Source organism: Georgenia sp. Z1344 (genome assembly GCF_057652375.1).
This window is the reverse complement of sequence record NZ_CM172728.1, coordinates 268791-281247: the sequence shown is the minus strand read 5'-3', so window position 1 is coordinate 281247 and position 12457 is coordinate 268791. Positions and strand designations below refer to the sequence as shown.

10 protein-coding genes are annotated in these 12457 nt (G+C 76.4%); all 10 read left to right on the top strand.

The window, feature by feature from the left end:
* The first annotated feature begins 1 nt into the window (after position 1).
* The 10 genes from AC24FB_RS01265 to AC24FB_RS01220 all read left to right on the top strand — a co-directional run bounded on the left by AC24FB_RS01265 (position 2) and on the right by AC24FB_RS01220 (position 12450).
* Entirely contained in the window at positions 2-847 is an 846-nt protein-coding gene (locus AC24FB_RS01265; protein WP_425715758.1) for a TlyA family RNA methyltransferase, read from the top strand.
* Positions 844-1935 (top strand): NAD kinase, encoded by a 1092-nt coding sequence (locus AC24FB_RS01260; protein WP_425715757.1) that lies wholly within the window; start codon positions 844-846, stop codon positions 1933-1935. The genes AC24FB_RS01265 and AC24FB_RS01260 overlap by 4 nt, the downstream gene beginning before the upstream one ends.
* An 8-nt stretch (positions 1936-1943) precedes the next feature.
* A complete protein-coding gene (gene recN, locus AC24FB_RS01255; RefSeq protein WP_425715756.1) occupies positions 1944-3623 on the top strand; it encodes a DNA repair protein RecN in 1680 nt (559 codons plus the stop codon).
* A gap of 4 nt (positions 3624-3627) precedes the next feature.
* The gene (steA, locus tag AC24FB_RS01250) at positions 3628-4818 is read left to right on the top strand and encodes a putative cytokinetic ring protein SteA (RefSeq protein WP_425715755.1); all 1191 of its coding nucleotides are present in this window, start codon (positions 3628-3630) and stop codon (positions 4816-4818) included.
* Positions 4819-4888: 70 nt separating this feature from the next.
* On the top strand, positions 4889-5998 hold the full coding sequence (locus AC24FB_RS01245; RefSeq protein ID WP_425715754.1) for a copper transporter: 1110 nt from the start codon (positions 4889-4891) through the stop codon (positions 5996-5998).
* Positions 5999-6081: 83 nt separating this feature from the next.
* Positions 6082-7008, top strand: a complete 927-nt coding sequence (locus AC24FB_RS01240; RefSeq protein WP_425715752.1) for a hypothetical protein — start codon at positions 6082-6084, stop codon at positions 7006-7008.
* A gap of 3 nt (positions 7009-7011) precedes the next feature.
* The gene (gene murJ / locus AC24FB_RS01235; RefSeq protein WP_425715751.1) at positions 7012-8841 is read left to right on the top strand and encodes a murein biosynthesis integral membrane protein MurJ; all 1830 of its coding nucleotides are present in this window, start codon (positions 7012-7014) and stop codon (positions 8839-8841) included.
* A complete protein-coding gene (locus AC24FB_RS01230) occupies positions 8838-9929 on the top strand; it encodes a glycosyltransferase family 4 protein (protein ID WP_425715750.1) in 1092 nt (363 codons plus the stop codon). The genes murJ and AC24FB_RS01230 overlap by 4 nt, the downstream gene beginning before the upstream one ends.
* Before the next feature lie 11 nt (positions 9930-9940).
* Positions 9941-11755 (top strand): CTP synthase, encoded by a 1815-nt coding sequence (gene pyrG / locus AC24FB_RS01225; RefSeq protein ID WP_425715749.1) that lies wholly within the window; start codon positions 9941-9943, stop codon positions 11753-11755.
* A complete protein-coding gene (locus AC24FB_RS01220; protein WP_425715748.1) occupies positions 11752-12450 on the top strand; it encodes an NUDIX domain-containing protein in 699 nt (232 codons plus the stop codon). The genes pyrG and AC24FB_RS01220 overlap by 4 nt, the downstream gene beginning before the upstream one ends.
* Positions 12451-12457: the final 7 nt, after the last annotated feature.

Genomic DNA, 12457 nt, shown 5'->3' with positions numbered 1-12457 from the left:
GGTGGCGCGCCTGACGCGCATCGACGCCGAGCTCGTCCGCCGCAAGCTCGCCCGCTCGCGCCAGCACGCCGCAGAGCTCATCGTGGCCCACCGGGTCACGCTCGACGGCGAATCCGTGGTCAAGCCGGCACGTCAGGTCGACCCCGCGCAGGCGATCGTCGTGCGCGAGAGCGAGCAGGTCGACGACTACGTCTCCCGCGGCGCCCACAAGCTCGTCGGCGCCCTCGACGCTCTCGCCGCGCGCGGCACCCCGATCGACCCGACCGGGCGGCGCTGCCTCGACGCCGGCGCGTCCACGGGCGGCTTCACCGACGTCCTCCTGCGCCGCGGGGCGGCCGAGGTCGTCGCCGTCGACGTCGGGTACGGGCAGCTCGCCTGGTCCCTGCGCACCGACGACCGCGTCACCGTCCTCGAGCGCACGAACGTCCGCACCCTGGACCCGGCGGCGGTCGCACCGGCGCCGAGCCTCGTCGTCGGGGACCTGTCCTTCATCTCCCTCGGACTCGTCCTGCCCGCTCTGGCGGGCGCCGCCTCGGACGACGCCGATCTCCTGCTCATGGTCAAGCCCCAGTTCGAGGTCGGGAAGGACGCGCTCGGCACCGGGGGAGTCGTCCGGGACCCGGAGCAGCGGGCGGCCACCGTGGTCGACGTCGCGCGCTCCGCGCAGACCCTCGGCCTCGACACGTGGGCGATCGTCCCGAGCCCCCTGCCCGGGCCGGCCGGGAACGTCGAGTACTTCGTCGCGCTGCGCCGCGACGCGGAGCAGCCCCTCACCGGCGACGCGCTGACCGAGGCCGCGCGCGCCGCCGTCGCCGAGGGACCCGCCGGGAAGGAGGCCGCACGATGACGGAACCCCCCAAGCACCGGGCCAGCGAGACCGCCCGCGGCGGCGCGCGCGAGGTCGTCCTGCTCTACCACCCCACCCGGCCCGACGCGCACGCGGCCGCGACGTCCGTGCACGAGGGACTGACCTCGGCCGGGCTGTCCGTGCGCGCCGTCAGCCCCGCGAGCGACGCCGAGCCCCGGCCGGACACCATGGTCGAGGGGGCCGAGCTCGTCGTGGTCCTCGGCGGCGACGGGTCGATCCTCACCGGCACCGAGCTCGCGCGCCCGCACGGCGTGCCCGTGCTCGGCGTCAACCTCGGTCACGTCGGCTTCCTCGCGGAGGCCGAGCCCGAGGCGCTGCCGGAGGTCGTGCGCCGCATCGTCGCTCGCGACTACCTGGTCGAGGAGCGCATGACCGTCGACGTCACGGTCCGCACGCCCGACGGCGCCACCCACCACGGGTGGGCCCTCAACGAGGCCGCGGTCGAGAAGGGGCCCGAGGGCCGGATGGTCGAGGCCGCGCTCGGGGTCGACGGTCGCGGGCTGTCGACGTTCGCCTGCGACGCCGTCGTCCTCGCCACGCCCACCGGCTCGACCGCCTACGCCTTCTCCGCGGGCGGGCCGATCGTCTGGCCCGGCCTCGAGGCGCTGCTCGTGGTGCCCGTGGCCGCGCACGCCTTGTTCACTCGGCCGATGGTCGTGGGCCGCGAGTCCGTGCTCGAGGTCGAGATCCTCGCCGAGGCGCGCGGGACGGCCGTCGTGCGGTGCGACGGGCGGCGCACGATCGAGGCCCCGCCCGGCTCGCGCATCGAGGTCCGCCGCGGCACGCGACCGGCACTCCTCGCGCTGCTGAGCGAGGCGCCCTTCTCCGGGCGGCTCGTGGCCAAGTTCGACCTCCCGGTCACCGGCTGGCGCGGCGGACTCATGACCGCGTCCCCCCAGGACCAGGGCTCGAGCGCGTCCGGTGTCGAAGGCTCACCCGGTGTCGACAGTGCGGCCCAGCAGGAGGACACGGGCAAGGGCTTACCAGGTGTCGAGGGCTCACCCGGTGTCGATAGTCCGGATCAGGACGGCGTCCCCGCCGCACCGGACCAGGGGGCGGCCCCGTGATCGAGCGCGTGAGCATCGAGGACCTCGGCGTCATCGCCCGCGCCCACCTCGACCTCGGCCCGGGCCTGACCGCCCTGACCGGCGAGACCGGCGCGGGCAAGACGATGGTCCTCTCCTCGCTGCGGCTCCTCCTCGGGCACAAGGCGGATCCAGCGATCGTGCGGCACGGGGCGGAGCGCGCCGTCGTCGAGGGGGAGTGGTCCGTCCCCGACGATGCGCCGGCCCGCGACCTTGCGGCGGATGCCGGGGCCGAGCTCGACGACGACGTCCTCCTTGTGGCCCGCACCGTCTCCGCCCAGGGCCGCTCCCGCGCCCACGCCGGCGGCCGCACCGTGCCCGCCGCCCTGCTCACCGACATCGGGGACGGCCTCGTCACCGTCCATGGCCAGGCCGACCAGCTCCGCCTGCGCGAGCCCGCCCGGCAGCGCGCCGCCCTCGACACCTTCGGCGGCGCCGACCACCTGGCGCTCGTCACCGCCGCGGCCGAGGCCCACGCGGCCGTCGTCGCCGCGCGGGCCGCCCTCGAGGAGCGCACCGCCGACGAGGGCCGCCGCCTCGCGGAGATCGCCGCGCTGACCCGGGTCGCCGAGCTCGTCGCCGCCGCCGACCCCAGCCCGGGCGAGGACGAGGAGCTGCGCGCCGCCTCCCTGCGCCTCGAGCACGCCGAGGCCTTACGGACCGCCGCGACCGAGGCACGCGGCGCCGTCGCCGGGGACGAGGACAGCGCGACCCCGGGGGCCTCGGCGCTCGTCGCCCAGGCCGCCCACGCCCTGGCCGCCGCGAGCGGCCACGACCCGGCCCTGGCCGCGCTCGCCGAGCGGGTCGCCGCCGTCGGCCCGCTGCTCGACGACGCGGCGGTCGAGCTCGCCGGCTACCTCGACGGGCTCGACGCCGACCCCTCTGCGCTCGACACCGTGCACGCCCGCCGCGCCGAGCTCGGCCGCCTCATCCGCGACCTCGGGGTCGGGGGAGTCGACGAGGCCCTCGAGCAGGCCGAGCGGGCCGCCCTCCGCCTCGCGCAGATCGACGGCCCGGCCGCCGAGCCCGAGGCCCTCGCCGCCGCCGTCACCGAGGCGGAGGCCGCCCGCGAGCGCGCCGCCACCGCGCTCACCGCCTCCCGGAGGGCAGCCGCCGAGCGGCTGACCGCCGCCGTCGACGCCGAGCTCACGGGCCTGGCCATGCCCGGCGCCCGCCTCGGCATCGACCTGCAGGAGCTTCCCGAGCCCGGCCCGCACGGTGCCGAGGAGGTCGTCCTCACCCTGGCCACCCACCCGAGCGCGCCCGCCCGCCCGCTCGGCCAGGCGGCGTCGGGCGGTGAGCTCTCCCGCGTCATGCTCGCCCTCGAGGTCTGCCTCGCCACCGAGGCCGGCGGCGAGGCCCGCACGTTCGTGTTCGACGAGGTCGACGCCGGGGTCGGCGGCCGCGCAGCCGTCGAGGTCGGCCGCCGCCTCGCGGGGCTCGCCGAGCGCCACCAGGTCGTCGTCGTCACCCACCTCGCCCAGGTCGCCGCGTTCGCCACCGACCACCTCGTCGTCACCCGCGGGGAGGACGGCGTCACCGACGTGGTGCGGGCGCACGGGGACGCGAGGGTCGTCGAGCTGGCCCGCATGCTCGCAGGTCAGGATGACTCCGACGCGGCGCGCGCACACGCGGCAGAGCTGCTCTCGCTGGCCGGCGTGTCACCATGACGCGGTGAGGCTCTTCCAGCGACCGGCGCGGCGATCGTCCGCCGACCCCGTGGGAGTGGCGGGACCCGCCCGCGTGGACACCCGCACGAAGCGCCTGACGTCCCGCCTGCGCCACGGCGACGTGGCCGTCATCGACCACGTCGACATCGACCGGGTCGCCGCCGAGTCCCTCGTGGCCGCCCGCCCCGTGGCCGTCCTCAACGCCGCCGAGTCCACCTCCGGGCGCTACCCCAACGCGGGGCCGTCGATCCTCGTCGAGGCCGGCATCGTGCTGGTCGACGACGTCGGCGAGCACCTGATGGAACTCTCCGAAGGCTCGCAGGTCGATGTCCACCCCGACGGGTCGATCCACTCCGGCGGCGAGCTCGTGGGCCGCGGCGTGGTCCAGGACGACGCGACGATCGCCGAGGACCAGCGGCGGGCGCGGGCCGGGATCTCCGAGCAGCTGAAGAAGTTCGCGACGAACACGATGGAGTACGTCGAGCTCGAGCAGGACCTCATCATCGACGGCATCGGGATCCCCGCGGTGCGCACCGTGTTCGACGGCCGGCACGTCCTCATCGTGGTGCGCGGGTACCACTACAAGGAGGACCTCGCGATGCTGCGGCCCTACGTGCGGGAGTTCCGCCCGCTCATCGTGGGGGTCGACGGCGGGGCCGACGCGGTGCTCGAGTTCGGGCTGCGGCTCGACATGATCGTCGGGGACATGGACTCCGTGTCCGACGAGGCGCTGCGCTCCGGCGCGGAGATCCTCGTCCACGCCTACCGCGACGGCCGCGCGCCCGGCCAGGCCCGCGTCGAGGAGCTCGGGGTCGACCACGTGGTGGTCCCCGCCACCGGCACGTCCGAGGACGTCGCCATGCTGCTCGCCGACGAGAAGGGCGCGAGCGTCATCGTGGCCGTCGGCACGCACAACACGCTCAACGAGTTCCTCGACAAGGGGCGCGCCGGCATGGCGTCGACCTTCCTCACCCGCCTGCGGGTGGGCTCCAAGCTCATCGACGCCAAGGGCGTCTCCCGGCTCTACCGCACGCGCATCTCCGGCTGGCTCCTCGTGCTGCTCGTCCTCGCGGGCCTGCTCGCCCTGGGCGCCGCCGTGCTCGCCACGACGGCGGGCCAGGCGTTCCTCGAGCTCGCCGCCACGCGCTGGGGCGACCTCGTGGCGTGGGTGCGCTCGCTGTTCGGGTCCGGGTGAGCATGGGCTGGGTGAACTCGGCCCTCGTGGGCACGCGCACGGTGCGCACGACCGGTAGCGGGGGAGACGCATGATCGACTTCAAGTTCCACGTGGTCTCGCTGATCGCGGTGTTCATGGCGCTGGCCGTGGGCATCCTGCTCGGCGCGGGACCGCTCGGCGGCGCCCTCGGCGACACGCTGCGCGGCCAGGTCCAGGACCTGCGCGCCGACCGCGAGGCCATGCGCGAGGAGCTGACCCAGACGCAGGGCGACCTCGACTCGGTCAACACCCTGCTCGAGCAGGGCGGGCCGCGACTCGTCGAGGGCACCCTCGACGGCGGGCGGGTCGCCCTGCTGTCCACCCCCGGCGCCAACGGCGACGACTTCACCGCCGTGGAGGAGTCGCTCACCGCCGCCGGCGCCGACATCGTGGTCGAGGGCGTCCTGTCCGAGGCCCTGACCACCCCGTCGATGGGCGACGAGCGCATCGACCTCGTCGAGCAGGTCGCCCCCGACGCCGACCCGGACGACGACCCGGTCGCCGTGCTCGGCGGCGCGATCGCCGACGCCCTGACCGTGGGCCACGACGAGACGGGCGCGATCGACGACGTGGCGGCCGACGGCGAGATCCTCGACCGCATCCTCGGCACCGGCTCCGACCTCGTCAGCCTTCAGACGGACCCGGAGGACCGCGCCGACATCCTCGTCATCGTCGGCGCCCGCGCCGAGCCGGAGCCCGAGGGGGACCCCGCCGAGGACTCCGACGAGGACGGCACCCCGGACGTCCAGGCCGAGGCCGCCGAGCAGCGCATCGCGCACATCACCGCGCTCCAGGCGTACGGCGCGATGGCGGACGAGGGGCCGCTCGTGCTCGTCGGGTCCGCCGAGTCCACGCGTGACCTCGTCGGCGTGCTGCGGGAGGACCTCTCGCTCGCGCCCGGGGCCACGACCGTCGACTCGGTCGGCTCTGTCTCCTCCGCCGTCCTCACGCCGCTCGCGGTGGCCGCCACGCTCGACGGAGTGGTCGAGCAGTACGGGTTCGACGACGGGGCCGAGGCGGTCCTGCCTCCCGCGGCGCCCACGCCGGCCGAGCGGCTGGCCGACGGGGAGCCGTCCGCGGTCGACCCCGAGTCTCCGACCGTCGGGGAGTCGCCGACCGGGGGGTCCGGCGAGAGCGCGTCCCAGGGCGGGACGTCGTGAGCTCGGCACGGGGCGGCCAGGTGGCCGGCCGCGGCGGTCGCGGCGGTGACGGCGTCGGTTCGCGTGGAGGTGCCGGTGGCCGGGTGCGCGCTGCGGCCGTCGCGCTCGGTGCCGCAGCTCTTGGTGCCGGCGTCTCCGCGGCCGCGCGCCGCCTCCTCGAGCGTCGCCCGCCCGGCGGCGCGGACGTGTGGACGCGGACCAACCACGCGGGCGACCCGGTCTCCCTGCTCGGCGGGCTCGCCGCGGGGGCGGCCGTCACCGGGATCGGGCCGCTGCTCGCCCCCTGCACGCCGGTCGGCCCGCGCCTCGCGCTCGCCGCCACTGCGGCCGGGGGAGCCGCAACGGCGGCCGGCGTCCTCGACGACCACGGCGAGGACCTCACCGGCGTCCCCACCGGCCGGGCCAAGGGACTCACGGGCCACCTCGGGGCTCTCGCTCGCGGCGAGGTGACGACCGGGGCGCTGAAGATCGCGGTGGTCGGCGCGGGGGCGTCCGCGGCCGCCCTGCTGCTCCCGGGCCCGCGGCCGCTCATCGGCCGCCTCGCCGACGCCGCCCTCGTGGCCGGCTGCGCCAACCTCGCCAACCTCTTCGACCTGCGGCCCGGCCGCGCGCTCAAGGTGGCCGGGATCGCGCTCGCACCGGTCGCTCTCGCGCCCGTGGTGCTCGGCCCGGACGCTGCCGGCTCCACCGCACCCAGGTCCACCGCAGCCGCCAGGGCCACTGACGCGGCCGCCGGCCGCGCCACCCTCGCCGCCGGCGCGCTCGGCGTCATCGGCGCCACGCTCCCGGCCGACCTCGCCGCGCGGGACATGCTCGGCGACACCGGGGCCAACCCGCTCGGCGCGATCGTCGGCGTCGTGCTCGCGGCGGACCCGTCGGCCGCGCTGCGGGGCATCGCGCTCTGCGCCGTCGTCGGGCTCACGCTCGCCTCCGAGCGGATCTCGTTCACCGCCGTCATCGACTCCGTGCCCGTCCTGCGGGCCATCGACCGCGCGGGCCGCGCGGCCTGAGCCGTGGGCACCGAGGACCCCCCGGGCGGGCCACGGACCGGGCGCGCACCCGCCGACGACGGATCGACGTCGGGCACGGGCTCCGGCCACCCTCCGACGACGGACGTCGCCCCCGAGGGGGCGTCCCGACGCACGACCGCCGGCTCTCCCGTCCTCGCCGGGGCGCTCGGCGCCGCCGGCCTCATCGCCGTCCTCACCCTCGCCTCCCGCGCCGCCGGGTTCGCGCGCTGGCTCGTCCAGTCCTGGGTCCTCGGCAGCTCGGCCACCGCCGACGCCTACGCCAAGGCCAACACCGTCCCCAACGTCCTCTTCGAGATCGCGGCCGGCGGGGCGCTCGTCGGCCTCGTCGTCCCGCTCCTCGCCGCGCCCCTCGCCCAAGGCCTGCGCGACGAGACCGGCCGCCGGGCGTCCGCCCTGCTCAGCTGGACGATCGCGATCCTCGCGCCGGTCGGCCTCCTCGTGGCCGTCCTCGCCCGCCCGCTCGCCGGGCTCCTCCTCGGCTCCGACGCCCCGGCCGAGAGCCTCGACCTCACCGCCACCTTCCTGCGGATCTTCGCCGTCCAGGTGCCGCTCTACGGGGTGGGCACGGTCCTCACGGGCGTCGCGCAGGCCCACCACCGGTTCGCCTGGCCGGCCCTCGCCCCCCTGCTCTCCTCGCTCGTGGTCATCGCGACGTACGGCGCCGTCGGGCTGCTCGGCGGCCCCGCCACCGACGACCCCGCGACGATCGCCCCCACGATGGTCGCGATCCTCGGCTGGGGCACCACCGCCGGCGTCCTCGCGATGAGCCTCGCGCCCGCCCTCGCCCTGCGCGGCCTCGGCCTGCGGTGGCGCCCCACGCTCGCGCTCGGCGCCGACCTGCGCCGCCGCGCCCTCGCCCTCGCCGGTGCCGGCCTCACCGCGCTGCTCGCCCAGCAGGTCGCCGTCCTCGCGGTCCTGCGCGCCACCTCCGCCGTGCCCGGCAGCTACAACGTGTGGCAGTACGCGCAGGCCGCCTACCTCCTGCCGTACGCGGTGCTCGCCGTCCCGCTCGTCACGGCCATGGCGCCCCGCATCGCCGAGCTCGCCGCCGACTCCGTGGCCCGCGCCGCCCCCGTGGTCGCCCGCTCGGCGCGTGCCGTCGTCGCCGCCGGGGCGCTCGGCGCGGGCGCGCTCGTGGCCGTCGCTCCCGCCGTCACCGCCGTCTTCTCCGCCCGGTTCGACATGCCGGGCATGACCCCCACCCTCACCGTCCTCGCCCTCGGCCTGCCCGGCTTCGCGCTCCTCCTGCACGCCCAGCGCTCGCTCTACGCCGTCCATCGCGCCCGCCTCGCCACGATCCCCGCCCTCGTCGGCTGGCTCGTCACCGCCCTCGCCACCGTGGTTGCGGGCCTCGCCGCCGCCGGCGCCTCGAGCGGCACCCTCCTCTCGCTCCTCGCCGCGGCCTCGAGCGCCGGCATGACGCTCGCCGGGGTCCTCGCGGCCATCTGCCTCGCCCGCGCACTCGGCGGCCCGGCCCTCTCCGGGCTCGTCCGCACCGCCGCGACGGCCGTCCTCGGCGCCGCGCTCGCCGGCCTCGCCGGGCGGTGGGTCACCGACCTCGCGCTCGGCGACGGCCTGCTCCGGGCGGTGCTCGCCGTCCTCGCGGGCGGCCTCGTGGCGCTCGCTCTCTGGGTCGGGGTCATGCTCGTCGCCGACCGCCAGGCGCTCCAGCTCCTCCGCCGCCGGGGGAGAGGGACCGGCGGGGACGCGACCACCTCGCACGACGACGAGACCCGCGACGACGAACCCCGCACCTCCGCGACCGATGACGAGGCGGACCGCCCCGCCGACCCAGGGAAGGGACACGCATGAGGATCCTCCAGGTGACCGGCACGACCACCGGGGGCGTGGCCCGCCACGTGGCCCAGGCGATCGACGTGCTGACCGGCGCCGGGCACGACGTCCGCATGGCCGGCCCGGCCGACGTCGTCGCGGGCGCCACCGTCCCCACCGCCACCATCGACCTGCGCGACCGCCCCTCGGCCGCCGACGCCGCCACCGTGCGCCGGCTGCGGCACCTCGCCGCGGGCGCCGATGTCGTCCACGCCCACGGCCTGCGCGCCGGCGCCGCCGCCGTCCTCGCGACCCGCTCGCTGCCCGACCGCCCCCGCCTCGTCGTCACCGAGCACAACCTCGCCGTCGGGTCCGCCCGCGTCCGCGCGATCGCCGCCGGGCTCGAGGCGGTCGTCGCGCGCGGCGCCGACGTCGTCCTGCCCGTCGCCCCCGACCTCGCCGACCGCGCCCGCCGCCTCGGCGCCCGGTGCGTCGAGGTCGCCGTCATCCCCGCCCCCGAGCCGCGCCCCGCCACCACCCCGGCGGACCAGGTCCGCCGCGACCTCGGCCTGCTCGACGGCCAGCGCCTCGTCCTCGCCGTGGCCCGGCTCGCCCCCCAGAAGGGCCTCGACCTCCTCGTCGACGCCGCCGCGCTCACCGAGGACCTCCTGCCCACGCGGGAGGACGGCGCGCCCGCCGCCCAGTGGTGCATCGCCGGCGGCGGACCGCTCGGCCCCGAGGTCTCCGCCGCCGCGACCGAGGCCGGCGCGCCCGTGCGGGTCCTCGGCGCCCGGTCGGACATTCCCGACCTGCTCGCCGCCGCCGACGTCGTCGTCTCGACCTCGGTGTGGGAGGGGCAGCCGATCTCCCTGGGGGAGGCGATGCACGCGGGCGCCGCCGTCGTGGCGACGGACGTCGGGGGGACGGGTCTCGTCGTCGGGGGAGCAGCCCTCCTGACCGGCCGCGACGCGGCCGAGGTGAGCTCCGGCGTCGGGCAGGTTCTTCTCGACGCCGACGTCGCGAACCGGCTGCGGGGCCTCGCGCGCGAGCGGTCCGGCGAGCTGCCCACGGAGGGTGACCTGTACCGCCAGCTCGAGTCCGCCTACGGCCCCGGCACGCGCTGCTAGTCTCGAAGCCCGTGGCACCCACTTCGCACCGGCCGCTGCCCGGCACCTCGGTCCCCAAGCAGATCTTCGTGACCGGTGGGGTGGTGTCCTCCCTCGGCAAGGGCCTCACGGCCTCCTCGCTCGGCCGGCTGCTGCGCTCGCGCGGCCTGCGGGTCGTCATGCAGAAGCTCGACCCGTACATCAACGTGGACCCGGGCACGATGAACCCGTTCCAGCACGGCGAGGTGTTCGTCACCGAGGACGGCACCGAGACCGACCTCGACATCGGCCACTACGAGCGCTTCCTCGACATCGAGCTCTCGGGCCGCGCGAACGCGACCACCGGCCAGGTCTACTCCGAGGTCATCGCGCGCGAGCGGCGCGGCGAGTACCTCGGGGACACCGTGCAGGTCATCCCGCACATCACCGACGAGATCAAGGCGCGGATGCGTGCGCAGGCCGCGCCCACCGACGGCAGCGAGCCGCCGGACATCATCATCACCGAGATCGGCGGGACCGTCGGCGACATCGAGTCCCAGCCGTTCCTCGAGGCCGCGCGGCAGGTGCGCCAGGACGTCGGGCGCGAGCACGTGTTCTTCCTCCACGTCTCGCTCGTGCCCTACATCGCGGCCTCCGGCGAGCTGAAGACCAAGCCCACCCAGCACTCTGTGGCCGAGCTGCGCTCGATCGGTATCCAGCCCGACGCGCTCGTGTGCCGCACGGACCGCGCGCTGCCCGAGGGCGTGAAGAACAAGATCGCGTCGATGTGCGACGTCGACCGTGAGGCCGTCGTCGAGTGCCCCGACGCCCCCTCGATCTACCAGATCCCCCGCGTGCTGCACTCCGAGGGCCTCGACGCCTACGTGGTGCGGCGCCTCGGCCTCGCGTTCCGCGACGTCGACTGGACCGAGTGGGACCGCCTCCTCGACCGGGTCAACCACCCGCGGCACGACGTCGAGGTGGCCCTCGTCGGCAAGTACATCGACCTGCCCGACGCCTACCTCTCCGTCACCGAGGCCATCCGCGCCGGCGCGTTCGAGCACCGCTCCCACGCGAACATCCGCTGGGTCGAGTCCGACCGGTGCGACACCCCCGAGGGCGCGCGCGAGGCCCTGTCCGGGGTCGACGCCGTGCTCGTGCCCGGCGGGTTCGGCGTGCGCGGGATCGAGGGCAAGCTCGGTGCGCTGACCTGGGCGCGCGAGAACCAGGTGCCCACGCTCGGCATCTGCCTCGGGCTGCAGTGCATGGTCATCGAGGCGGCCCGCTCGCTGCTCGGTCTCGAGGGCGCCAGCTCGACGGAGTTCCACCCGGGCACCGACGAGCCCGTCATCGCGACGATGGACGAGCAGGTGCGGTTCGTCGAGGGCGCCGAGGGGGACATGGGTGGCACGATGCGCCTCGGTTCCTACAAGGCCGCGCTGACCCCGGGGTCCGTGGTGGCCGAGACCTACGGCGCGACCGAGGTCTCCGAGCGGCACCGGCACCGCTACGAGGTCAACAACGCCTACCGCGAGCGTCTCGAGGGCGTCGGCCTGCGGGTGACCGGGACGCTGCCCGAGGGGAACCTGGTGGAGTTCGTCGAGCTCGACCGCGAGCAGCACCCCTACTACGTGGCCACCCAGGCGCACCCGGAGTTCAAGTCGCGGCCGACGCGGGCCCACCCGCTGTTCGCCGGGCTCATCGGTGCGGCCGTCGAGCGGCAGCGCGCCACCCGGCTCCTCGAGATCGACGACTCCTCGGTCGAGAGTGCGGGTCAGGGTGGTGGCTCCTCGTCTCCCGTCGAGAGTGCGGTCGAGGCCGGCGGTTCTTCCGTCGAGAGTGCGGCTCAGGGCGGGGACGACGCGTGACCGGTGAGCGCCTCGCCGACGCCGACGACCAGCGCCACGTGGTCCAGGCCGACCGCCTGCTCGAGGGCCGGATCTTCGACATCGTCGGGGACACCGTCGAGCTGAGCCCCGGCGGGCCGACGGTGCGCCGCGAGTACCTCGTCCACCCCGGCGCCGTCGCCATCGTGGCCCTGCGGGGCGACGACGACGCCCCCGAGGTCCTCCTCGTCTCCCAGTACCGGCACGCCTCGCGCGCGTTCCTGCACGAGATCCCCGCCGGGCTGCTCGACGTCCCCGGCGAGGACCCGGTCGAGGCCGGTCGCCGCGAGCTCGCAGAGGAGGCCGACCTGCGCGCCGGCAGCTGGCACGTCCTCGCCGACGTCCTGCTCTCGCCCGGCGCCACCAACGAGTGCGTCCGCGTCCTGCTCGCCCGCGACCTCACCGAGGTGCCCGCGGGAGAGCGCCACGAGCGCGAGGACGAGGAGTCCGAGATGGTGCCGCGCTGGGTGCCGCTCGCCGACGCCGTCGCCGCCGTCCTCGACGGCCGGATCCACAACGGCGCCACGACGCTCGGCCTGCTCGCCGCCGAGACCTCCCGCGCGCGGGGGTGGGCCGACCTGCGGCCCGCCGACGCCCCGTGGACGCTGCGGCGCTACCGGTCCACCGACGGATCGCCCGACGGCGCACTGACCGGCCTCCCGCCCGAGCACCGATAGCCGCGGG

Excerpts from the sequence above, each read along its gene's own strand:
- AC24FB_RS01260 (WP_425715757.1), top strand. The coding sequence starts at position 844 with ATGACGGAACCCCCCAAGCACCGGGCCAGCGAGACCGCCCGCGGCGGC.
- AC24FB_RS01245 (WP_425715754.1), top strand. The coding sequence starts at position 4,889 with ATGATCGACTTCAAGTTCCACGTGGTCTCGCTGATCGCGGTGTTCATG.
- AC24FB_RS01230 (WP_425715750.1), top strand. The coding sequence starts at position 8,838 with ATGAGGATCCTCCAGGTGACCGGCACGACCACCGGGGGCGTGGCCCGC.